The sequence below is a fragment of the Haloplanus sp. C73 genome (genome assembly GCF_051195115.1).
In the GTDB taxonomy this organism is placed as follows: domain Archaea; phylum Halobacteriota; class Halobacteria; order Halobacteriales; family Haloferacaceae; genus Haloplanus.
Genome location: NZ_JBNTJZ010000008.1, coordinates 71,406 through 93,317, shown reverse-complemented (window position 1 = coordinate 93,317; position 21,912 = coordinate 71,406). Strand labels below are relative to the sequence as shown.

The window sequence follows — 21,912 nt, the reverse complement described above, 5'->3', positions numbered from 1 at the left end:
CGACTCGTCATCGGGCGGCTTCGCCGCCCGATTGCCCGAGGGAGCTTCGCTCCCTCGCTGCTGGGGGAAGGAAGCCGACGCAAGCACCGCAGGCCGAAGGCCGAGGAGCGCAGCGAGGGGCGCGCACGGCAAGCCGTGCGCGGCTTCGAGGCGGCTCTGCCGCCTCGCTACTCCCGACTCCAGCGAGTCGGGGCTTTCGAGGTGCTGCCAATGTCACCTACCTATCTGAACACTTCCGGCGCCCCCGAACCTTTGCCGACGGAGGGAGAAAGGCGGGTGATGCGTGCCGCAGCCTTCACCGACCTCATCGGACCGGACGGCGTAACGCTCGTCGAGCGACCCACGCCCGACCCCGGCCCCGGAGAGGCCCTCGTGGACGTCGAGGCCTGCTCTATCAACCGCCACGACCTCTGGATTCTCGACGGCGACTCCGCGATGGTCGACCCCAGCGACCTCCCCTTCGTCACCGGTCTCGACGTCGCGGGCGTCGTACAGGCCGTCGGCGACGGAGTCACGAACGTCGACCCCGGCGACCGCGTTCTGCTCTGTCCCAATCAGACGTGTGGCACCTGCCGCTTCTGTCGCGAGGGGCCGGAGAACCTCTGTGACTCTTTCTCGCTGTATCACGGCGGCCTTGCGGACGAAGCGTGTGTCGACGCCGACCGGCTGATTTCGCTCCCCGACGACGTGGATACGACGACGGCGGCGACGCTCCCGACGGCGTATCTGACCGCCCACCACATGCTCCGCCGGGCCGAGGCGTCGCCCGGTGACCTCGTGTTCGTCCCCGGCGCGACCGGTGGCGTCGGCGTCGCCACCGTCCAACTCGCCGACGCGTTCGGCTGTCGAACCGTCGGCACCTCGTCGTCGGAATCGAAACTCGACCGACTGGCTGACCTCGGCGCCGACCACACCGTCCGCGGGACCGACCCCGACCGACTCCGGGACGCCGTCGCCGACATCGGCACGCCCGACGCCGTCATCAACCACCTCGGCGGAGCGTACACGGACCTCGGTCTCGACCTCCTGCGCCGCGGCGGCCGGATGGTCATCTGCGGGCGCACCGCGGGCGACACCTCCGAAATCGACATTCCGAACCTCTTTCTCGGACACAAGCACGTCGTGGGGAGCACGATGGGAACCCAGCCAGAACTGGAGCGACTGGTCGACCTCGTCGCCGCCGGCGACCTCGACCCCGTCGTCGACCGGACGTTCCCGCTGGCGGCGACGGGCGACGCGTTCGCCGCGATGAAAGAGCGGGAGACGCTCGGCAAACTCGTCGTGACGATGGACTAGCCGCCCATCGTCGCGGTGAAGCGGTTCGTCCCCTCGTCGGTGCCCGCGACGATGAGTTCGTCGCCCTCGCGGACGCGGAACTCGGGGCCGAGGTCGGTGACTACCTCGCCGTCGCGTTCGACGCCGACGACGGTACAGCCCGTTCGGGCGCGGACGTCCGCCTCACCGAGGGTCTGACCCACGAGCCCCGGTGCGTGAGTCCGTATCACGTCAACCTGCTTGTCCAGCGAGATGACCTCCTCGTCTTCCAGAATTGTCGAGGCGAGCATCCGGCCGCTGACCGTCGCGAGCGAGAGGACGTAGTCGGCGCCCGCGCGGTACATCTTCTGGACGTTCTCCGTCTCCTCGGCGCGAGCGACGATTTCGACCGACGGGTTCAGGTCCCGAATCACCAGAATGGCGAACTCGGTGAGCGTGTCGTCGGGGATGGCGAGAATGACGGTCCGGGCGTCTTCCACGCCCGCCCGCGAGAGCGCGTCGGGGTCGGTGGCGTCCCCGACCACGTCGACGCCGGGGTCCTCGGCCACGTCCATCACGACGTTCTGGACCCCCGCCGTCGAGAGCGCGTTCACGATGGTCGTTCCCACCTCGCCGTGGCCGACGACGAGCGTCTGCCCGCGGCGGAACTGGCGGACGTCGGACAGGGCCAGTTCTTTGAGCCGTTCGAGCTGTGCCTCGCGGCCCGTGACGAGGAGGACGGTCCCGTTGTCGAGGACGGCGTCAGGCGAGGGCGGGCTCTCGAACTCGCCGCGGAACCACGCGCCGATGATGTTCACGCCCGCACGCTCGCGGACGCCGCTCTCGGCGATGGTCCGCCCGACCAACTCGCTCTCGCGGTGTATCGGGAGTTCGGCCACCTCGAAGTCCTCGCCGATTTCGATTGCGTCGCCCAACTCGGCCGAAATCCCCGTCGTCACTTTGGAGGCAAGGCCCTCGCCGAGGAGTGCGCGCGGCGAGAGGACGGCGTCGGCGCCCGCGAGACGGTGGTACTGCTCGCGCTCTGGGTCGTCGACGACGCTCACCGTCCGAACCGACTCCGCGACTTCCTTCGCCGTGAGGACGATGCTCGTGTTGACCGGGTCCGAGTCGTCGGCGACGAGACACCGGGCGGCAGACAGCCGCGCGGCCTCCAGTCCGTCGACCGACTGCGGGTCCGCGTGGATGACGTCGTACCCCTCCTCGTACCGGTCTTTCGCCCGGCCACGGTCGGGTTCGAGGATGAGGTGGTCGACGCCCCACGAGTCGAGTTCGTCGACGAGCGTCTCCCCGCGCGGCGTCAGCGTGCAGATGACGACGTGGTCGGTCAGCCCATCGTCGGCCGTCGTCGGCACCGTCGTCGAGATGGCTTCCTCGAAGAGCGGGAAGACGAGTACCGGCAGCGCGAGGAAGATGAGCACGACGCCGGTCAGGTCCATCACGATGACGAGGACGTTCATCTCGGCGCTCGTCCACGGGGCGTCGGAGCCAAAGCCCGTCGTCGTGAACGTCTCGACGACCACCTGCAGTGCGTGGAGGAAGGTTATCGGCGACCCCTCGAAGACGCTCATCCCGGCGTCGTACACCGTGGCGTAGGCGAGCATCACCGCCATCAGCCCGACGACGTACACGAGCGTCCGGCGCTGCCACGTGTCCATAGCTCACTCTGTACCGGCGGCGGAATAAACCGTCTGCTCCGGGCGAGCGTCGGCGTCGATGCGACGTCTGAGGACGAGGACGACGGCGCCGCCCGCAAACACCAGTCCGCCGGCGAACGCGAAGGCGTAGTCGTAGCCCAGCGACGCCAGCCAGCCGCCGGCGATGCTTCCGACCCCGCCGGCGAGGGCGGCGAGCGCGCTGTAGACGCCGAGCGCCTCGCCGCGGACGATGGGCGGCGAGAGCCGGGTAACGAGCGTCGCCGCCGAGACGGCGATGACAGCCCACGTGAACCCGATGACGACGAAAATCGGGGCCACCACCATCAGCGCCCCGCCGGCGACGACGACGAGTGGGATGGCGACGCCGCGGACGACGAGGCTCCCGAGATGCACCAGCGCCACCTCGTAGCGCGCGACGAGCGTCGCGGAAACGCCGAAGAAGATGGCGGCGCCGGCGTTCAGCGCGAAGTAGAGGCCGAAGACGGTGTCGGAGCCGAACCCGGCCGACGCGAGATACGCCGGCAGGGGGGCGAAGAAGGCCCCGAAGCCGGCGAACGCGAGCGTGACGGCGAGGAAGTAGAGCGCGAGCGACGGCGTGAACCGGCGGACGAACCGCCGCGGATGGAGGCCGCGGACGTCCACCCGCGGGGGAGAGACCGGGAAACTCGCCCCGCGGACGCCGAAACGCGCCGCGGACTGGAACGCCCGCCGGAATCGACGAGGGGCAGGAAGGGAGCTGTCTCGCTCGCTCGGGAGCGCAGTCGCCGTGACGAGGCCGCCCGCGCCCGTGCTGACGGCACAGACGAGACAGACGAGTCGCTGGACGGTCACCGGTGGGAGTCCGAGCAGTCGCTCGCCCCCGACGACGACGAGGAAGCCGACCAGCAGGCCGAGCGCCCACCCGACGCCCTGCCACTCGTTGAGGCGGGCGATGCGGTCGCTCCACTCGGCTTCGGGCGCGCCGACGACTGCGAGCAGCGTGAGGACGGGCGTCGCCGCCGCGAACGCGAACCAGATGGCGGCGTTGGCGACGACGACAATCGGAATCGATTCGACGGCGGCGACGACGGTCAGTCCCGCCGCCACGACGCCGATGGCGCCGAGGACGTACCCCCGCCGGTGGCCGGTACGGTCGGCGAGGCGGCCGACGACGAGTGCGCCCGGCGCCCCGGCGACGGCGGCGGCGGCGGCGAGGATGCCGAGCATGACCGGCCCGCCGCCGAGCGAGACGACGTACAGCGGGACGATGAGCGACGCGCCACCGAGGCCGATAGAGGCGAGCCCCCAGCCGTACAGCCACCTGTCAGTCACGTTCGCCCTCTCGCCGCCCCGACAGTTATATGAACCGCCATCGCGCTCGAAAAACACCTTTGTCCGGGGGCCGAGATGGCCACCCCGTGCTCGGACTCGGACTCGGCGGGTGGACGGCCCTCGCCCTCGTCTCGACGGGAGTCATCTGGCTCGGAAGCGAGCGACTCGAACGCTCTGCGGGGAAGCTCAGCGCGTACTACGGGCTGCCGGCGGCCGTCCACGGCGCCGTCGTCGTCGCCATCGGGTCGAGCTTTCCCGAACTCTCCTCCGTCGTCATCAGCACCGTCGTCCACGGCGAGTTCTCGCTCGGCGTCGGCGCCATCGTCGGCAGCGCCATCTTCAACCTGCTCGTCATCCCCGCGCTCTCGGCGCTCGTCAGCGAGGAACTCGAAGCGACCCGCGACATCGTCCACCGCGACGCCCAGTTCTACATCATCAGCGTCCTCGTCCTCTTTCTCACCTTCGCGCTCGGGGCGACGTACGTCCCCGGCGGGACGAACGAGGCGGCGATACTCACGCCCGCGCTCGCGCTCCTCCCCCTCGCGACGTACGGCATCTACGTCTTCCTCCAGTATCAGGACACGCGGGAGTACGTCTCCGAGCGACCGAGTCGGGTCGACCCGCGGCGCGAGTGGGCGACCCTCCTCGTCGCTCTCGTAATCATCGCCGTCGGCGTCGAGGGCGTCGTCAGAGCCGCCCTCGCGTTCGGCGTCGCGTTCGACACGTCACCGTTCCTGTGGGGCGTGACCGTCATCGCCGCCGCGACGAGCCTCCCCGACGCCATCGTCAGCGTCCGCGCCGCCGTCGCGGACGAGGACATCACCAGTCTGACGAACGTCCTCGGCAGCAACACCTTCAACCTCCTCGTCGCCATCCCCGTCGGCGTCCTGCTGGCCGGGTCGGCGACTGTCGACTTCCTCGTTGCCATCCCCCTGATGGGCTTTCTCGCTTTCGCGACCATCGTCTTCGTCGTCGTCACGCGCACCCACCTCGAACTCACGACTCCCGAGGCCTACGCGCTACTCGGCCTGTATCTCGTCTTTCTCGGCTGGATGGGTCTCGAAACCGTCGACGCCATCGACCTCGTTCGGGGTATCTGACGGCCTCAGAGCGATCCCGTGATGAACAGTTCGAACAGGATGAACGCCACGGGCAGCAGTATCGAACTGACGAGGCGGGTGATGATGCCGATGGAGAGGGGGTAGAGTTGGACGCTCTGATAGTCCTCGAACTCCCGGCGAGCGCGGCGAATCTCCAGTTCCAGCAGTTCGTCGTTCGTCTCCGCGAGGTGGTCGTCGGGGAGGTCCGACTCGTCGCCCTCCGTGAGCAACGCGAGCCGGTTTTCGAGAGTGCGGATGCGCTCGCGATGCGCATCGAGCATCCGCTCGCGGAGGTCCTGTGCCCGCCGGTTCACCTTGTAAGTGGGGTAGAGGAAGTTGAGGCCGACCAAGAGGACAAAGAGCGCGACACCCGCGTACACGACGGACTTGTACTGGATGTTCGACGCAATCTGGAAGGCGAGGGGGAGCGCGAGCGACCCCAGCGACGTGATGACCGTCATCCGGATGGCGAAGGTGCCGACGGTGCTGAGGCCGCCGAGGCCGTCGGGATGGAGCGGGTCGACGTCGAGTTGCACCTGCTCCGCGAACGACCGGATGACGAAGACGGTTATCACCGCGCCGTGTGAGCGCAGGCCGGCAAACAGCAGCCAGTAACAGAAGAAGCCGAGATACGCCGCTCGCTCGACGGGATTCGTGATGCCCTGTGACTGGAAGTAGCTCTGACCGACGACAAAGACCGTCAGCACGAGGCCGACCCACACGAGCGTGCTCAGCCACCAGTAGTCGGCGTAGAGGTGGTCGTATCGGGTCGCCAGTCGCTCCAGCGTGTCGTGGTCCGACTCCGCGGTGATGAGTTCGATATCGTCGAAAAACTGGGGGAGAAGTCGCTCGTCGTAGTACCAGACGTCGTAAGGCGCCGACACCACCATCAGGCAGGCGAGAATCTGCCCGACGAGAAACGCCGTCGACGCCTCCGAGGGGTCGATGGCGACGGCCGTCGTGACCACCGGAATCCAGCCGAGCGTACACAGCGCGGCCGCGGCGGGGTGGCCGACGTAGCCTCGACCCCAGTCGACGATTCGACTCACCCAGAGCGACGTCGCGTTGTACTCCATCCTTCGGACGCTACGTCTCGATTCGGGGACATTTGTTTTGGGGTGGTCCCGAAAAGCTAAACGGCAGAGTCCGTATGCCCCTCCATGGGCGCGGACCGTCCGGCCGACGGCATCGACTCAGACCGAACAGACGCCCCACTTCCGCCGTACCCGTCGACCGTCGGCCACCACCTCACCCACACGGTCCACGCGATGCGGGACGTCCTCGGCTTTCGAACCCGAGCGATGGCGGAGCGTGACCTCGTCCGCATCCACCTCCTCGGCCCCGGCGACGTCTACCATCTGGGCCACCCCGACCACTTCGAGCGCGTCCTCCTGAACGACCGCGAGAAGTTCCGGAAATCCGACGACTTCCGCATCGCCTTCGAGGGTGGTCTCGTCGCCGTCGAGGGCGAGACGTGGCAACGCCAGCGCGACGTCCTCCAACCGTTGTTCACGCGTGACCGTCTCGTGGAGTACGCCGACGGCATGGTTGAACAGGTGCGCCGCCGGCAGCGACGCTGGACGCCCGGCGAGCGAATCGACCTCGCAGCGGAGTCGAGCGACCTGACGCTCGACGTCCTCTTCGCGACGCTGTTCGGCCGCGAACTCGCCGTCGACGGCGACGAGGAGATTCGCACCGCCGCGGCCCACCTCCATCACTGGTTTGCGCCCACCTCCTACCCGCTCCCGACGTGGATTCCGACGCCCGCCCGCCGCCGATTCAAGCGCGGGAAGCGCCGCCTCCAAGGCGTCGCGAGCGACCTCCTCGACGAGAAGGCGGAGAATCCGCCAGCCAGCCCGCAGGAGGCGGACGACCTCCTCTCCTTGCTCGTCGCGCTCCGACAGTCGGGCGTCGAGAGCGAGGCGCTTCGCGACGACCGACTCCGCGACCAAGTGGTGACGATGATTTTCGCCGGCCACGACACCACCGCGACCACCATCGCCTTCGCCTGCTACGCGCTCGCTCACCACCCCTCGGTCCGCGAGCGGTTCCACGCCGAAGTCGACGGCCTCGACGGAGAGCCGACACTCGATGACTTGGACGACCTCCCGGTGACCGAGCGAATCGTCACCGAGACGCTGCGGTGTTACCCGCCGGTGTACACGATACCGCGGGAGACGACGACCGACGTGACGATGGACGGCTACCGCATCCCGGCGGGCGACCCCGTCTGGCTCACCGTCGACCAAGTTCACGCCGACCCCCGGTTCTACGACGATCCCGAGACGTTCCGCCCGAGTCGCTGGGACGGGTCGCTCCGCGAGTGCATCCCCGATTTCGCGTACGTCCCCTTCGGCGGCGGCCCGCGTCGCTGTATCGGGCGTCGGTTCGCACTGATGGAGGCGAAACTCGCCCTCGCCACCATCGGCCGCGAGTACCACCTCGCGTGGCCGGGCGCAGAACCCGACGACCCGCCGCTGCTCGCCGGCATGACCGCCCGAATGGCACCCGGGACCGAGTTCCGCGTCGAGTCACGGTGAGCCACGACATCGATGTGACCTGGTGACACGGGTGTCAGCGCGGATTCAAGTTCGTCCGGGCCCTACGTTAGGTATGGCAGCGCCGACACCCACGCCGGGCATCCACCACGTCACGTGTATCGCCGGCGACCCCCAGCGCAACCTCGACTTCTGGGTCGAGACGCTCGGGCTTCGCCTCGTCAAGCAGTCCATCAATCAGGACGACCCCAGCACCTACCACTTTTTCTTCGCGGACGCGGAGGGGACGCCGGGAACGAGCATGACGTTTTTCCCGTGGGGCGACCTCCCGCAGGGAAAGGTTGGGAGCGGACAGGTGTCACGTACCGCCTTCCGCGTCCCCGAGGGAAGCCTCGACTACTGGGAAGACCGCTTCGACGACTACAACGTCGACTACGACGACCGAGTCGAGCGCTTCGGCGAGACGGTCCTTCCCTTCCGCGACCCGGACGGCCTCCCGGTCGAACTGGTCGAAGTCGAGATTCCGGCCGACGACCCCACCGTCCCGTGGACCGAGTTCGTCCCCGAGGACGCCGCCATCCGTGGCTTCCACTCGGTCACGCTCTGGCTGGCCGACCCGCATCCGACGATGGGCCTCCTCCGGACGATGGGCTTCGAAGAAGTCGGGACCGAGCAGTCCCGAGGTGACACGCCGGGCGACGAGCGAACCCGCTTCGCCGCCACCGGGACGGTCGGAAAGTACGTCGACGTCCTGCCGACGATTCAGGGCGGGCGACAGGGCCACGGGACGGTCCACCACGTCGCCTTCCAGACGCCGACCGACGAGGACCAGCAAGCGATGCGCGAGGCGATTCGCGGCGAGGGGCTGAACCCGACCCAGCAGATAGACCGCCACTGGTTCCGGTCGGTCTACGTCCGCGAACACGGCGGCATCCTCTTCGAACTCGCGACGAAGGAACCGGGCTACACGAGCGACGAACCACTCGATGACCTCGGCGGCCGACTCGTCCTCCCCGGGTCGTTCGAGGACCGACGCGAGGAAATCGAAGCCGGCCTTCCCGACGTGACGGTGCCGCGGGCGGACGGCATCGAAGCCGACGACTGAGTCGAGACGCTCCACCTCCCTTTTGTAACCGCGGCGGCAACGACCGCTCGATGCCCTCCATCACTCGCCGCCGCCTCGTCGGCGGTGCCGTCGCCGCCGTCGCCGCCTACGGCGGCCTCCGCCTGTACCGGGGCGCGCCCGCCGCGACGTTCGACTCGTGGACGCCCGCCGACGGCACGTGGCCCCTCCCGCGGTACGACCCCGCGAACACCGCACACAGCCCGGACGCCACGCCGCCCCGCGAGTTACCGACGCGTCGCGTCGTCGCCTCGGCGTCGACGACGGCACGCCGGCCGCGCTTCACCCCGCTCGTCGGGGCAAATGCGCTCGTCCTCCACGGCTCCGAACTCGTCACCTACGACCCCAACGGCACCCTGCGCCGGGAGCGAGGCGCGACCACGCCGTTCGCGGGCCTCGGCCCGAACGGAACGCTCCACGCCGCGCATCTGCGAGGCGAGGACCCGGCGACGCTCGTGGGCTACGCGGGCGAGGACACCCGCTACCGCCAGCGGCTCCCCGACGACGACCTAGACTGGCTGACCGTCGGCGACGGTGAAGCGTACGTCGGCTGTACGGACGGCACGCTCGTCGGCGTCGACACCGCGACGGGGCGGGACTGGCGCGTCGAGGGGTCGATGCCCGCGCTCGCAGACGGTCGGCTGTACGGTGCGAGCGCGCCACTCGACGGAACCGTCGCCTACGCGCCGCGCTCGGGATTGGACCGACGGCTCACGCCCGGTCCCGCGCGACGCTGGCACACCGGCACCGACCACGTCCGCGGGTTCTACCACCCGCCAGCCGTCGCGAACGGTCGACTCGTCCACGGGTCGTACACCGTCGGTGGTGGCGGCGTCACCGCCGTCGACGCCGAGACGGGCGAGCATCTGTGGGGGCCGCTCTCGTTCGGCGCCGACGTCACGACGCCGGCCGTCGTCGGTGACCGGGGATACACCGCCGTCGGAACCGAGGACCTCGCCGCCGGCCGCGTCGTCGCTCTCGACCTGCGGACCGGCGAGACAGTCTGGCGCGACGACACCGACTGGCACGCCTACGCACCCGCCGTCGCGGGCGAGACGCTCGTCGTCGCCGGCCAGCGCCGCCGAGACGGGGACCGCGTCGGCGGCGTGGTTCGGGCCTACGACACCGGGTCCGGCGATATCCTGTGGACACACAACGTCGAGTCGGGACCGGGCAACCTCGCGCTCGTCGACGACCGGGTGCTGGTCACGAGCGGCGCCGACTGCTACGAACTCCGCTGATGGGCCGGGCGCTTAACATCGGCGGCGCCGTACGCCGACCGTGATTCGCGGCTCGAAGGCACTCGCGACGGGGCTCGTCGCCGGCGGAGTCGCGCTCGGCGTGGCCGCCGCGCGGGCCGAAGACGTGCCGCTCTCGCCACACCACGGCGACGCCCGCATCGGCCCGGAGTGGCCCGACCGGCACGGGCTTCGCGGCCGGCGCGTCGCCGGCGAGATGGCGTCGCTCGACGCGTACGCCCGACCGGGCTTCGACCCCGGCGCCGTCCATCCCGACGTGCGCGCACTCTACGAGCGGACGAGCGAGTTCGAGATGGCGCTGTCCGCGACGTGGCACCGACCGTTCCGCCTCGGCGCCCGTCTCGCGAGTCGGTGGACCAGCCGCATCGAGCAGTTGAATCTGCCGGCCCCCGGCGACGACTCGAAGCGGGTCACGAGCGACCTGTTCGCGCTCGCGCCCGCCGCGGCGAGCGAGGACCCCCGCGACGACCCGCGGCTGTGGGTTCGAACCACCGCCGACGGCGAGGGCGTCTTCGTGGCCCTCTACGCCAGCCACGTCGCCGACGGGGAGCGCGTCGTCAACGTCGCCGTCCCGCTTCCGGGTGCGAGTCTCGCGACGGTCCTCCGAATGAACCAGTACGGAACGGGCGTCGAACTCACGACGGACGCACCCGACGGTGGCCTGTATCTCCACACCGACGCGGGCGCGTTCAGGCTCCCCGCGAGCCAGCGTTTTCGCGTCACGCCCGCGGACGACTCCGAGGCGCCCGCGCCGCCCGAGACGGACACGCCGTTCGACGCCGACGTCTTCGCCGACCAGCGCATCCGACTCTGTGGACTGCCGCTGGTGACTATTCGCTACGCCGCCGCGCGAACGTGAGTGGCCGCCAGAACGAGTCGCGAAAAGACGAGTGTCACAGAGCCTCGGCACGACGGGCCGACTGCCGGTCAGTCCAGATTCGAAATCGCTTCGTCGATGTCGAAGTCCTCGGTGGTCTCCGAGCCTTCTTCGCTCCGCTCGACCTTCTCCTCTTGCTCCTCGTCGATTTCGACTTCCGGCCCTTCGTCCTCGGTGAACTCCGTGTTGACGCCCCACGGCATACTATCGTTCCTCCGTCTGCCCGCGCTCGAACGCACTCGGTTCCGATGTCCGACGATTCATTGGTAGCTACACTACCGGACGGACCGATATATCTGTTGGGGTGAGTCGACAACTCGCGCGAACGGACGTGAGCGCGAGGCCGACGACTGAGCGGAACGAAGTGAAGCGAAGGAGGAGTGCTTTTGGTCGAGCTTTTGCAAGCGAGCGAAGCGAGCGCTGGAAAAGGTCGATGTACGCCCGGAACACTAACGTCTAGCCTCATCCCTGGCGGCGTGCCGTGGTCGGCTAGCTAACCCTCGTGCCGGGCGACCGTCGGATGCGTGAGACGGCGTCACGTTCGGAGGTCGAACGACCTCCCCGCTGGCGATTCAGGGGGTCAGTGAGTCCCGGAATCACCCATGTCGCGTGCCCGGGTTCTCCGCGCGGTCATCGCGCCCTGATGGGCGTACTCGGGCGGGGACTAAAGGCACGCAGTCGGGCTACGGCACGGAGGGGTTAACGCCTTGCGGGTCGTCCGGGGATTCAGTAGACGTACTCCGACTCGTGGATGCTCACGAAGTCGCGGTGGCGGTACTTGTTCCAGCGATATCGGAGGAGGAGTTTGGCGGCGTCCCACCCGGCGCTGAACTTCTGTTCGAACATCCGATACCCGCTTTCGTCGGCGAGCATCTTCCGCCCGGTCCGGAAGATGTCGTCCCAGTCGTCCGGGCCGTAGTCTCGCACCATGTCGGCCATGGTGACGTTGCGCAGGATTTCGTCGCCGATGGCGTCTTTCCATCGCTCGTTGTACGAGGAGAGGTCGCCGCGCCCGGCGAGTTCGCCGGCGATGGCGCCGGTCCGGACGGCGACGTGGTCGCCGCCCTCGTGAAACGCCGAGGTGGTGCCCATGGCGCCGCCGACGACGGCGATGCCCGCCTCGACCGGCGAGTCGACCGGGCGCGTCGAGGAGATGGGGTACGTTTCGGTGCCGTTCGACTTCCCGCGGTCCTCGACGAGCGGGAAGTCCTCGGGCACGTCGTAGGCGTCGCCGTACTCGCGTTCGAGCAGTCGACGGAGATACTCGCCCCCGCTCGGGACGGTGTCGTCCTCGGGGCGGAGCAGCGCGTAGTCCGCTCGGTTCTCGACCGACGAGAGGTCGAGTCCGATGGGCATCGTCAGCCCGATTCGGGCCACGTTGTCGTCGTTGGGGAAAATCCACGGGTAGGCTGTGTGGCCGGGGATGTACCCCCACCAGAACGTAATCGCGCCGCGCAGGTCGTCGGCGACGGCCTCGGGGAGGCGACGATGCTCCTGATACGCGATGTGGTTGGCCGTCGTCGTGCCGAGGTGGTCGGTGACCGGGACGGGGAGATACCGGTCCAGCACGCGGTTGGTGACGGTCCGCTGGGGACCGTCTGCGAGGACGAGGAAGTCGGCGCCGACAGTCTCGCCGCTCGCCAGAGCGAGCGTGTGTCGGGGGTCGCCGTCGAGCGTCGTCTCCACGTCGCGGACGCTGACGCCGACGCGGTAGTCGGCGCCGGCGCCCTCGGCGCGTTCGCGGAGCCAGTCGTCGAACGCCGCGCGGTCGAAGGTGTAGCCGAAGGCGTCGTACGAGGAGTCGATGCCCGTACTCCGGAGGACACAGGACTCGGTCGGGCCGACGAACGTCGCGCGGTCGAGTTCCGAGAGTAAGATTCCGTCGGGGAACTCGTCGGGATGGATGCCCATGATGTCGACCCAGTAGTCGAGGATGCCCGCGGCGTCGGTGGAGTCCGGGCCGAGGTGGTCGCGGTCCGCTCGCGGGACGCCCTTCTCGAAGACGAGGGCGGACGCGCCCGTTTCGGCGGCCGCGTGGGCCGCCGCCGACCCGGCAGGCCCGCCGCCGACGACGGCTACGTCCACATGTTCCATACGCTATCTCCGAACGGGCGGCGGTATTAATTATCCGGAACGAACTGGCCGTCCTCGGTGCCTCTTTATTGGAGGCGGATGGATGCACGCCTATGTCAAATCCGGACGTACTCGTCTTACGGCAGAAAGTCCACGGCAGGTCACCGGAAGTGTACGGAGACTGCCTGCGTGACCGCCTTCCGAACCTCGACGTGGCCGTCGCCAAGACGCCCGCCGAGGAGCGAGAGTTGATTCGACACGCGAGCGTCGCCACCGGCGTCGACTTCGACACGGAGTTGCTCGATGTCGCCGAGAACCTCGACCTGTTCGCCTGCGCGTACGCGGGCACCGGCCATCTCGACGTCGACGCCCTCGCCGACGCCGGCGTCGCCGTCACCAACGCCGCGGGCGTCCACGGGCCGAACATCTCGGAGTACGTCATCGGGTCGCTCATCGCCCACGAGCGGCAGTTCCGGCGGGCGTGGGACCAACAGCGGCGCTCGCACTGGCAGTCTTACCCCGCGGGCGAACTCTACGAGAGCACCGCCGCCGTCGTCGGCCTCGGCGCCATCGGCTCGGCGCTCGTCGAGCGACTCGACGCCTTCGGCGTCGACACCATCGGCGTCCGCTACACGCCATCGAAGGGCGGCCCCACCGACGAGGTGGTGGGCTTCGACGAGATTCACGACGCCCTCGCGCGGGCGGACTACGTAATTCTCGCGTGCCCGCTGACCGACACTACGCGCGGCCTCATCGACGCCGACGCTCTCGGCTCGATGCACGCCGACGCCCTCCTCGTGAACGTCGCTCGGGGGCCGGTCGTCGACACCGACGCGCTGGTGACGGCGCTCCGCGACGCCAGCATCCGCGGGGCGACACTCGACGTGACCGACCCCGAACCACTGCCCGACGACCACCCGCTCTGGGCGTTCGAGAACGTCCAGATTACGCCCCACAACTCGGGCAAGACGCCGAAATACTACGACCGCCTCGCCGACATCCTCGCGACGAACCTCCGCCGCATTCAGGCCGGCGACGACGACGAACTCGAGAATCAGGTGGTTTAGCGGTCCGGCGGCGCGACTTCGTTCCGCAGGGAGCCAACTCCTTCGTACGTGATTTCGACGGTGTCGCCCGGCTCTATCAGGCCCGGATTCGCGGGACTACCGAAGGCGATGACGTCGCCCGGGCGGAACGTGAAGCGCTCGGAGAGGAAGGAGACGATTTCGTAAGGGTCGAACAGCATGAGTTCGGTGTTTGCCTCCTGTCGACGCTCCCCGCTAATTTCGGTGTGCATATCGATGCCGTGGGGGTCGAGGTCGGTTTCGAGCCACGGCCCCAGCGGCCCGGAGCCGTCGAAGGCCTTGCGGGCCGTCCGGCCCGGCTGGTCGAGGGCGTCCACGTCGTTCATGATGGTGTAGCCGCGGATGACCTCCGGCACCTCCGACTCGTCGAGGTCGTGACACCGCTCGTCGATGACGGCACACAGTTCGCCCGCGTACGTCACTTCGTCGGAGAAGGTGGGGTACGGAATCGGTGCCTCGTGAGGGACGACGGCGGCCGGGGGCTTGATGAAGAAGGCCGGCTGGTCGGGGACGTCGTACTCCATCTGGTCGAGCGTCTCGGCGAAGTTCCGACCGACACAGTAGAGCGCCGACGGCTCACACGGCGGCGCGAGCGGTCCGTCCTCGCCGACGACGAAGTCGCCGGCGTCTGTCTCGACCACGCCGTCGCGGTACTCGCCGGCGTGAATCTCGCCATCCACCTCGATGCGGGCGCGTTTCATACCCGCTCGTCCCGCCCGACCGACAAACCGCTTGTGGATTCCGCTACGACTCCTCGTTGGGGCCGCGAACGAGCAACACCGGGGCGATAGCGCCCTCGGCGACGCGTTCGGATTCGTCGCCGAACAGCAGCGCCGACAGGCCCGGCTCGCTCTCGCCCATGACGATGGCGTCGAACTCGTTCGAGCGCTCGACGATGTCTGCGACGGGGCGGTCGGAGGTCGACGTCTCGGTCGCAATCGCGTCGGCGTCGACGCCGCGGTCCAGAAGCGTCTCGCGGGCGTCGGCGACGGCGGCCTCGGCGTCGAACGCGGCGTCGGGGGCGGTCACCCCCCATAGCGTCACCCGGCGGTCGCTCGTTCCGACGAGCGTCGCCACCAAGTCGGCGAGGCGGTCGATGTCGATGGCGTCGCGGATAGCCACCAACACGTCCTCGATTTCGCCGGCCGGGTTCGGGAGGAGCGTCGCCGTCGCGTCGATGTCGGCCGCGACGCGCGCGATGGTCTGGTCCCGGTCGTGAGTGAAGGCGACACGCGTCTCCACCGGTCGCCCCGTCGCCTCGAACGCGTGGGCGATGTCGTCGACGGCGGTCTGCGCGCGCTCCTCGAACTGTATGCTGGCCTGCTCCGTCGGCGTCTGTTCGGGGAGGACGTGGTAGCCGAGGATGACCACCTCCGCCGGCGCGAGAAAGTCGACCAGTGTCTCCGGGAGGGTCTGGCCCTCCAGCACCCGGATGGGCACGAGAAGCTTCGGCGGTTCTCGAATGCTGAGTTCGTCGGTCATCTAGAGCACCCCCTTGAGCGACACGTCACTCGCGTAGTACTTGTACCATCCGGCGGCGGCGAGCATGATTGCGATGCCGATAATCTGTGATTCTCGTTGCATGAAGGCGATGAGGCCGAAACTGGCGATGGCGCCGGGGACGGCGACGAGCGGGTAGACCGGCACTCGGAAGTCGGGGTCGTACCACTCGGGTTCGTCGCGTCGCATCGAGATTAGCGCCACGCAGATGAGGCCGTACATGACTAGGTGGAGGAACGAAGCGACTTCCGCGAGCACCTCCACCTCGCCGAGCGCCACCAAGGCCAGCGTCGGGCCGCCGCCCATGGCCAGCGCGACGTGTGGCGTGCCGTATTTCAGGTTCATCCGACTGGCGACGGAGGGGAGCAGGGCGTCCTTGCTCACCGCGAAGACGGCGCGTGACGTGGAGAGAATCGAGGCGTTCGCGCTGGAGATGGTCGCCAACAGCCCGGCCAAGAGGATGGCGATGGCCCCGAACCGGCCGCCGAAGGCGCGGGCCACCTCGACGATGGCCGTCTCGCCGAAACTCGACAGGGCGGCGCTCCCGAAGGCGCTCGTCGCGATGAAAATCGTCGTGACGTACAGCACGCCGACGATGAGCACCGACCCGACCATCGCCAGCGGCAGATTCCGTCCCGGTTCTTTGATGTCGCCCGCGACAGTCGCCACCTGCGCGAAGCCGAGATACGACGTAAACACCAGCGCGGCCGTGGTGAACATCGGCACCGGGCCGAAGGGCATGAACTGTTCCGGCGTGCTGGCACTGCCGAACACGCCGAGGGCGTCGAGACTGCCGTAACCCAGAAAGAGGACGAGAATCGTGAGCAACAGGCCGACGACGTAGTTTTGGAGCGCCGCCGCGTTCTCCGTCCCGAAGAGGTTCAGGCCGGTGAGTAAGACGCCGAACACCAGCGCCAAGGGAACGACGACGCCGCTTCCGAACGAGACGCCGGCCTCCGCCAGTACGGCGGCCGCGTAGTTGCCGAAGCCGACGAGGTAGAACGCCGTCGCGAACACCAGCCCCAGCCAGATGCTGATGCCGACGACGGCGCCGGGGAGCGCGCCGAGCGCCCGCGAGATGAAGTAGTAGCCGCCGCCCGATTTCGGCATCGCCGTCGCGAGTTCGGACGCGGGCAACGCGACAAGCAAGGCGATGACCGCGCCGATGGCGAACGACCCCGCCGCCGCCGGCCCGGCCTGTCCCGCGGCCAGCCCCGGGAAGACGAAGATGCCCGCGCCAATCATCGTCCCGACGCCGATTGACAGCCCGCCGACCAACCCAATCGAGCGTTCGAGTTCCGTGCCCGATTCGGTAACCGACGCCTCGGCCGTCTCCTCCGCCGAGTCGACGACGGCCACCGGCGTCTCGCCGGCGCGATTGGCACCGCCGTCCGAGTCGTGTGTCGACACCATTACTGTCAACGTCGACACGGGTCCGGATAAGTACCCGACCAAGGTCCATTCGCGAAACGCTCTTGTGTGTCGAACGGTAACATGGACCGTACCCCTACCCCCGGCCCCCAATCCACGCCAGTTTTTACCCGCGGACGGAAACGGACGCGTAATGGATTCCGAACTGCGCGAGCGCGTCGAGCGCGCGGCGCGAACGCACGCGCTCCTCAATGCGGTGAAATACGACAGCGACGCCGACGTGGGCGCGGTCATGGGCCCGCTGATGGGCGAGCATCCCGAGTTCCGAGAGCACTCGGACGAGATTCCGGGCGTCGTCGCCGGCGTCGTCAGCGAGGTGAACGACCTCTCGGCCGACGAGCGCCGGGCGAGACTCGAAGCACTCGCCCCCGAGGAACTCGAAGAACTGGAAGCCGAAGACGAGGAAGACGAACACGCCTTGCCCGACCTCCCGAACGTCGACGACGGTGTCGTGATGCGGGCGGCGCCGAACCCGAACGGTCCGTGGCATCTCGGTCACGCTCGGATGCCCGCGGTCATCGGGACGTACAAGGAGCGCTACGACGGGCGGTTCATCTGCCGCTTCGACGACACCGACCCCGAGACGAAACGGCCGGACCTCGACGCCTACGACGCCATCCTCGACGCCATCGAGTATCTCGGATTCGAGCCCGACGAGGTGTTGCGCGCGAGCGACCGCCTCGAAACGTACTACGACCACGCCCGCGAACTCATCGACTACGGCGGGGCGTACACCTGCTCGTGCCCGCAGGGTGAGTTCTCCGACCTGAAGAACTCGGGCGAGGCGTGTCCCCACCGCGAGAAAGACGCCGAGACGACCCGCGAGGAGTTCGAGGCGATGGTCGACGGCGACTACTCCGCGGGCGAGATGGTCCTCCGAGTGCGGACCGACATCACGCACAAGAACCCCGCGCTCCGGGACTGGGTCGCCTTCCGGATGATAGACCGCCCACACCCGCGTCCCGAGGCCGAAGACTATCGCTGCTGGCCCATGCTCGATTTCCAGTCGGGCGTCGACGACCACCTAACGGGCGTCACCCACATCATCCGCGGCATCGACCTGCAGGACTCCGCGAAGCGCCAGCGTTTCGTCTACGACTACTTCGACTGGGAGTACCCGGAAGTCGTCCACTGGGGCCACGTGCAGGTCGACGAGTACGACGTGAAACTCTCGACGTCGACCATCAAAGAGCTAATCGACGCAGGCGAACTCGACGGCTGGGACGACCCGCGCGCGCCCACCATCGCCAGCCTGCGCCGCCGCGGGATTCGCGGCGAGGCCATCGTCGACGCGATGATAGAACTCGGCACCTCGACGAGCAACGTCGAACTGTCGATGAGCGCCGTCTATTCCACCAACCGCGACCTCATCGACGACGACGCCGACCGCTACTTCTTCGTCCGCGACGGCGTCGAACTCCCCGTCTCTGGCGGCCCCGACGCCGGCCACCCGCCGGTCCACCCCGAACACGAGGAGCGCGGCCGCCGGGACGTGCCCGTCGACGACGCCGTCCTCGTCGAACCCGCGGACGTGCCCGACGAGGGCGAGCGTGTCTGGCTGAAGGGCTTCGGCTGTGTGCGTCACGCCGACGGCGAGTTGGCGTACGTCGGCGACGACATCGACGCCGTCCGCGAGGAGGGCGTCCCCGTCGTCCACTGGGCGCCCGCCGAGCGCGGCGTCTCCGTTCGCCTGCGGACGATGGACGGCGACGTGACGGGGGTCGCCGAACCCGGCTTCGCCGACACCGCCGTCGACGAGATGGTGCAGTTCGAGCGCGTCGGGTTCGCGCGCGTCGACGCTCACGACGACGCCGAATCGGTCGCCTACTTCGCCCACGAGTAGCGGCCGAGCGCCGGCTGACGGAAGTTTAACCCCCGTCGGCGCGGACTGTTCTGTATGGCCATCGACCCGAACTTCGAACGGAACCGAGAGAAAGTCGACGAGAAGGACGGCGTCGCCGTCTGGGGGCCGGTCGAGCCACCCGAGAAGCAGGGCATCCACGGCACGCACGTCGCAGTCGATTTCGACATCTGTCTCGCCGACGGCGCCTGTCTGGAAGACTGCCCCGTCGACGTCTTCGAGTGGGTGGACACGCCGGGCCACCCCGAGAGCGAAATCAAGGCCCACCCGACCCACGAGGACCAGTGTATCGACTGTATGCTCTGTGTCGACGTCTGTCCCGTCGACGCCATCGACGTCGACGGCAGCCGCGAGAACCGGGTCTGAGTCGGAGGCGGATGCGGCCATCGCGACCATTTAAGGCTCGGCCACGCAACGAGCTACCATGGACATCCGCGAGGCCACCGCGGCGGATATCGACCGGATTCGGACGGTCGCTCACGAGTCCCTCGCCGCGTCGTACGGACACGCACTGAAAGACGACATCATCGCACAGGCCGTCGAGCGGTGGTACGACACGGAGACGCTCACCGACGACTTGGACGACCCGAACACGGAGTTTCTCGTCGCCGTCGCCGACGACGAAATCGTCGGCTTCGCCCAGAGCTACGTCGTCGACCGGCGAGAGGTCGTCGGCGAAATAGACTGGCTCCACGTCGAACCGGAGAGCCGGGAGAGCGGCATCGGCGACGAACTGCTGGCCGCGCTGGAGACCCGGCTCCTCGACCACGGCGTCTCGCGCATCGAGGGGCGGGTTCTCGCCGCTAACGAGGCCGGCACCGGCTTCTTCGAGCGCGAGCAGTTCGAGGCCATCGGCGAGCGGACCGTCGAAATCGGCGGCGAGCCCTTCGTCGAGAAGCTTTACTCGAAGTTCCCCGAGACGGGCGGGCGACAGGTGCTCACCGAGGCCGCGACCCTTCCCGACGGCCGACAGGTGTACATCGCCCTCGACGAGAGCGTTCGCGGCTCCGACGGGCCCTTCTACTCCGTCTATCTCGACCGGAACCGGACCGAGCGCTACGGCTACTTCTGTGCCAACTGCGATAGCTTCGGCATCTCGATGGACACCATGGGCCGGGTCGTCTGCAACGACTGCGAGAACCGCCGCAAGCCGACGCGCTGGGACGCCAGCTACCTCTGATTACCCTGTTATAACACAAGCTATTACACGGCTCGTCTCCCACCGACGAGCATGCATCGACACAGCCAAACCGGAGGGAAAGCGTGGTGACGGCGACGACACTCGCCGGCGTCTTGGCCGTCGTCCTGTTGGCCTTCGCGGCGCTCGGCGCGTGGTACGCCCGCGGTCGTATCGAGACGGTCGAAGACTACATCACCGCCCGCGACTCGACCGGTGGCGGGACGCTGACGGCGACGCTCGTCGCCTCCAGCATGGGCGCGTGGATTCTGTTCAGTCCGGCGGAGGCGGGCGCCGCCTTCGGCGGGGTCACCGCCATCGCCGGCTACGCCGCGGGGTCGGCGCTCGCCCTCGCCGCCTTCGCCGTCGTCGGCCCGCGGATTCGAGACCGACTGCCCGAGGGCCACAGCCTCACCGAGTACGCCCACGCCCGCTACGGGCCGGCGATGTACGGGTACGTCCTCCTCGTCAGCGTCGCCTACATGTTCGTCTTTCTCGCCGCCGAGTTCACGGGCATCGCGAGTGCGCTCTCGCTCGTCGCGGGCGTCCCCGGCTGGCAGACGGCGACGGCCGTCGGCGTGACCGTCCTCGCGTACACCGGCTACGGCGGCCTGCGCGCGAGCATCGTCACCGACACCGTCCAGACGCTGCTCATCCTCCCGCTCCTCATCGTGAGCGTCGTCGTAACTCTGCTGGCGCTGGGTGGCACCGACGCCGCCCACGCAACCGTCGTCGAGACGTCGCCAGAACTGTTCAACCTCACTTCCGCGGCTGGGTTGGAGTTCGGCGCGTACGTCGTCGTCGCCGTCGTCGGGGCCGAGATGCTGAATCAGGCGTGGTGGCAGCGGGTGTACGCCGCCAGCGACGCCGCGACGCTCCGGCGCTCCTTCCTCGTCGCCGCCGTCGCCGTCGTCCCCATGGTCTTTCTCGCGGGCGTCTTCGGCCCCATCGCCGTCGGCCTCGGCCTCGTCGAGGCGCCCGGCGACGCCAGCATCTCCTTTTTCCTCGTCGTGACCGAGGTGCTTCCCGACCCGGCGGTGATTGCCGTCGCCGTCCTCGCCGTCCTGCTCGTGGTGTCGAGCGCCGACACGCTGTTCAACGCCATCGCGAGCATCGTCACCGTCGACCTGCCGCGACTGGCCGGCGTCTCCGGTGCCGACCTCACCACCGCCGCGCGGGCGGTGACCGTCGTCGTCGCCGCCGCCGCAATCGTCGTCGGCGCGCAGGGCTACTCCGTCCTCACCCTGTTCCTGCTCGCCGACCTGCTCGCGGCGGCCACGTTCGTCCCCCTCCTCCACGGGCTCTACTCAACGCGTGCGTGGTCCGGGGGCGCACTCATCGCCAGCGCCGTCGCCCTCTGTGTCGGCCTCGCCTTCTTCCCGCCGGCACGGGGTGTCCTCCCCCTCGGCTCGCTCCCCCCGGCCTCCTACTTCAACGCCTTCCTCGGCGCGGCGAGCGTCTCGACCCTGCTCGCCGTCCTGACCGCTCGGCTCGGCGGCCGCGAATACGACCTCGACCGACTGGGCGACGAGGTCCGCAATCTCGACGACGGGGGTGAGCGCCGATGACGCTCTCGGCAGTCGGGTTCGCCATCTTGGTCTGGGGGTCGCTCGCGCTCGTCGCCGTGGTGTTCGGCTACGAACTGCTGGCGGTGTGGCGAGAAAAAGCCGAAACGGACGGCCGGTGA

Annotated in this window: 20 protein-coding genes; 12 read left to right on the top strand and 8 right to left on the bottom strand. The window is 68.6% G+C overall.

What is annotated here, in order from left to right:
- The first annotated feature begins 279 nt into the window (after positions 1-279).
- Positions 280-1,296, top strand: coding sequence for a zinc-binding dehydrogenase (locus ACQUSQ_RS14060; protein ID WP_435070039.1), 1,017 nt, complete (start codon positions 280-282; stop codon positions 1,294-1,296).
- On the opposite strand, the gene ACQUSQ_RS14055 is transcribed toward ACQUSQ_RS14060, so the two are convergent.
- Both ACQUSQ_RS14055 and ACQUSQ_RS14050 read right to left on the bottom strand, forming a co-directional pair.
- Positions 1,293-2,930, bottom strand: coding sequence for a potassium channel family protein (locus ACQUSQ_RS14055; protein ID WP_435070037.1), 1,638 nt, complete (start codon positions 2,928-2,930; stop codon positions 1,293-1,295). The two genes, ACQUSQ_RS14060 and ACQUSQ_RS14055, sit on opposite strands and share 4 nt — an antisense overlap.
- A 3-nt stretch (positions 2,931-2,933) precedes the next feature.
- Positions 2,934-4,241: an MFS transporter gene (locus tag ACQUSQ_RS14050; protein ID WP_435070035.1), complete on the bottom strand. Its 1,308-nt coding sequence runs from the start codon at positions 4,239-4,241 to the stop codon at positions 2,934-2,936.
- A gap of 86 nt (positions 4,242-4,327) precedes the next feature.
- Here ACQUSQ_RS14050 and ACQUSQ_RS14045 point away from each other — a divergent pair, with 86 nt between their 5' ends.
- Positions 4,328-5,341: a sodium:calcium antiporter gene (locus ACQUSQ_RS14045; RefSeq protein ID WP_435070033.1), complete on the top strand. Its 1,014-nt coding sequence runs from the start codon at positions 4,328-4,330 to the stop codon at positions 5,339-5,341.
- Between the two features lie 5 nt (positions 5,342-5,346).
- On the opposite strand, the gene ACQUSQ_RS14040 is transcribed toward ACQUSQ_RS14045, so the two are convergent.
- Complete coding sequence (locus tag ACQUSQ_RS14040) at positions 5,347-6,417, bottom strand: hypothetical protein (protein ID WP_435070031.1); 1,071 nt, start codon at positions 6,415-6,417, stop codon at positions 5,347-5,349.
- Positions 6,418-6,501: 84 nt separating this feature from the next.
- On the opposite strand from ACQUSQ_RS14040, the gene ACQUSQ_RS14035 reads away from it, so the two are divergent.
- The 4 genes from ACQUSQ_RS14035 to ACQUSQ_RS14020 all read left to right on the top strand — a co-directional run bounded on the left by ACQUSQ_RS14035 (position 6,502) and on the right by ACQUSQ_RS14020 (position 11,080).
- Positions 6,502-7,881: a cytochrome P450 gene (locus ACQUSQ_RS14035; RefSeq protein ID WP_435070029.1), complete on the top strand. Its 1,380-nt coding sequence runs from the start codon at positions 6,502-6,504 to the stop codon at positions 7,879-7,881.
- A gap of 73 nt (positions 7,882-7,954) precedes the next feature.
- Positions 7,955-8,944 carry a VOC family protein gene (locus tag ACQUSQ_RS14030; protein WP_435070027.1) on the top strand — a complete coding sequence of 330 codons (990 nt, stop codon included), beginning with the start codon at positions 7,955-7,957 and terminating at the stop codon, positions 8,942-8,944.
- A 50-nt stretch (positions 8,945-8,994) separates the two neighbouring features.
- The gene (locus ACQUSQ_RS14025; RefSeq protein WP_435070025.1) at positions 8,995-10,203 is read left to right on the top strand and encodes a PQQ-binding-like beta-propeller repeat protein; all 1,209 of its coding nucleotides are present in this window, start codon (positions 8,995-8,997) and stop codon (positions 10,201-10,203) included.
- Positions 10,204-10,243: 40 nt separating this feature from the next.
- Positions 10,244-11,080, top strand: a complete 837-nt coding sequence (locus ACQUSQ_RS14020; RefSeq protein ID WP_435070023.1) for a hypothetical protein — start codon at positions 10,244-10,246, stop codon at positions 11,078-11,080.
- A 68-nt stretch (positions 11,081-11,148) separates the two neighbouring features.
- Here the strand turns inward: ACQUSQ_RS14020 and ACQUSQ_RS14015 are convergent, their stop codons facing one another.
- Entirely contained in the window at positions 11,149-11,301 is a 153-nt protein-coding gene (locus tag ACQUSQ_RS14015) for a hypothetical protein (RefSeq protein ID WP_435070021.1), read from the bottom strand.
- A gap of 523 nt (positions 11,302-11,824) precedes the next feature.
- Positions 11,825-13,192 carry an NAD(P)/FAD-dependent oxidoreductase gene (locus tag ACQUSQ_RS14010; protein ID WP_435070019.1) on the bottom strand — a complete coding sequence of 456 codons (1,368 nt, stop codon included), beginning with the start codon at positions 13,190-13,192 and terminating at the stop codon, positions 11,825-11,827.
- 92 nt (positions 13,193-13,284) lie between these two features.
- Here ACQUSQ_RS14010 and ACQUSQ_RS14005 point away from each other — a divergent pair, with 92 nt between their 5' ends.
- Positions 13,285-14,238, top strand: coding sequence for a D-2-hydroxyacid dehydrogenase (locus ACQUSQ_RS14005; RefSeq protein WP_435070017.1), 954 nt, complete (start codon positions 13,285-13,287; stop codon positions 14,236-14,238).
- Here ACQUSQ_RS14005 and ACQUSQ_RS14000 read toward each other — a convergent pair.
- The 3 genes from ACQUSQ_RS14000 to ACQUSQ_RS13990 are packed head-to-tail and all read right to left on the bottom strand — an operon-like array spanning position 14,235 to position 17,169.
- Positions 14,235-14,957, bottom strand: coding sequence for a fumarylacetoacetate hydrolase family protein (locus tag ACQUSQ_RS14000; protein WP_435070015.1), 723 nt, complete (start codon positions 14,955-14,957; stop codon positions 14,235-14,237). The genes ACQUSQ_RS14005 and ACQUSQ_RS14000 overlap by 4 nt on opposite strands.
- A 43-nt stretch (positions 14,958-15,000) precedes the next feature.
- The gene (locus ACQUSQ_RS13995; RefSeq protein ID WP_435070013.1) at positions 15,001-15,738 is read right to left on the bottom strand and encodes a universal stress protein; all 738 of its coding nucleotides are present in this window, start codon (positions 15,736-15,738) and stop codon (positions 15,001-15,003) included.
- A complete protein-coding gene (locus ACQUSQ_RS13990) occupies positions 15,739-17,169 on the bottom strand; it encodes an APC family permease (RefSeq protein WP_435070011.1) in 1,431 nt (476 codons plus the stop codon).
- A gap of 151 nt (positions 17,170-17,320) precedes the next feature.
- Between ACQUSQ_RS13990 and ACQUSQ_RS13985 the strand changes: the two genes are divergently transcribed.
- From ACQUSQ_RS13985 to ACQUSQ_RS13965, 5 genes are all read left to right on the top strand, one after another.
- Positions 17,321-19,030: a glutamate--tRNA ligase gene (locus ACQUSQ_RS13985; protein ID WP_435070009.1), complete on the top strand. Its 1,710-nt coding sequence runs from the start codon at positions 17,321-17,323 to the stop codon at positions 19,028-19,030.
- 54 nt (positions 19,031-19,084) lie between these two features.
- A complete protein-coding gene (locus ACQUSQ_RS13980; RefSeq protein ID WP_435070008.1) occupies positions 19,085-19,414 on the top strand; it encodes a 4Fe-4S dicluster domain-containing protein in 330 nt (109 codons plus the stop codon).
- Between the two features lie 58 nt (positions 19,415-19,472).
- The gene (locus ACQUSQ_RS13975; RefSeq protein ID WP_435070007.1) at positions 19,473-20,228 is read left to right on the top strand and encodes a GNAT family N-acetyltransferase; all 756 of its coding nucleotides are present in this window, start codon (positions 19,473-19,475) and stop codon (positions 20,226-20,228) included.
- Positions 20,229-20,311: 83 nt separating this feature from the next.
- Entirely contained in the window at positions 20,312-21,793 is a 1,482-nt protein-coding gene (locus ACQUSQ_RS13970; RefSeq protein WP_435070005.1) for a sodium:solute symporter family transporter, read from the top strand.
- Positions 21,790-21,912 carry a hypothetical protein gene (locus ACQUSQ_RS13965; protein ID WP_435070004.1) on the top strand — a complete coding sequence of 41 codons (123 nt, stop codon included), beginning with the start codon at positions 21,790-21,792 and terminating at the stop codon, positions 21,910-21,912. The genes ACQUSQ_RS13970 and ACQUSQ_RS13965 overlap by 4 nt, the downstream gene beginning before the upstream one ends.

Bases quoted from the DNA above. Each gene is read 5' to 3' on its own strand.
- ACQUSQ_RS14005 (WP_435070017.1), top strand. From the start codon at position 13,285: ATGTCAAATCCGGACGTACTCGTCTTACGGCAGAAAGTCCACGGCAGG.
- ACQUSQ_RS14055 (WP_435070037.1), bottom strand. From the start codon at position 2,930: ATGGACACGTGGCAGCGCCGGACGCTCGTGTACGTCGTCGGGCTGATG.
- ACQUSQ_RS14040 (WP_435070031.1), bottom strand. From the start codon at position 6,417: ATGGAGTACAACGCGACGTCGCTCTGGGTGAGTCGAATCGTCGACTGG.
- ACQUSQ_RS14035 (WP_435070029.1), top strand. From the start codon at position 6,502: ATGGGCGCGGACCGTCCGGCCGACGGCATCGACTCAGACCGAACAGAC.
- ACQUSQ_RS14000 (WP_435070015.1), bottom strand. From the start codon at position 14,957: ATGAAACGCGCCCGCATCGAGGTGGATGGCGAGATTCACGCCGGCGAG.
- ACQUSQ_RS14025 (WP_435070025.1), top strand. From the start codon at position 8,995: ATGCCCTCCATCACTCGCCGCCGCCTCGTCGGCGGTGCCGTCGCCGCC.
- ACQUSQ_RS14010 (WP_435070019.1), bottom strand. From the start codon at position 13,192: ATGGAACATGTGGACGTAGCCGTCGTCGGCGGCGGGCCTGCCGGGTCG.
- ACQUSQ_RS13965 (WP_435070004.1), top strand. From the start codon at position 21,790: ATGACGCTCTCGGCAGTCGGGTTCGCCATCTTGGTCTGGGGGTCGCTC.
- ACQUSQ_RS14060 (WP_435070039.1), top strand. From the start codon at position 280: ATGCGTGCCGCAGCCTTCACCGACCTCATCGGACCGGACGGCGTAACG.
- ACQUSQ_RS14030 (WP_435070027.1), top strand. From the start codon at position 7,955: ATGGCAGCGCCGACACCCACGCCGGGCATCCACCACGTCACGTGTATC.
- ACQUSQ_RS14015 (WP_435070021.1), bottom strand. From the start codon at position 11,301: ATGCCGTGGGGCGTCAACACGGAGTTCACCGAGGACGAAGGGCCGGAA.
- ACQUSQ_RS13995 (WP_435070013.1), bottom strand. From the start codon at position 15,738: ATGACCGACGAACTCAGCATTCGAGAACCGCCGAAGCTTCTCGTGCCC.
- ACQUSQ_RS13980 (WP_435070008.1), top strand. From the start codon at position 19,085: ATGGCCATCGACCCGAACTTCGAACGGAACCGAGAGAAAGTCGACGAG.
- ACQUSQ_RS13990 (WP_435070011.1), bottom strand. From the start codon at position 17,169: ATGGTGTCGACACACGACTCGGACGGCGGTGCCAATCGCGCCGGCGAG.
- ACQUSQ_RS13985 (WP_435070009.1), top strand. From the start codon at position 17,321: ATGGATTCCGAACTGCGCGAGCGCGTCGAGCGCGCGGCGCGAACGCAC.
- ACQUSQ_RS13975 (WP_435070007.1), top strand. From the start codon at position 19,473: ATGGACATCCGCGAGGCCACCGCGGCGGATATCGACCGGATTCGGACG.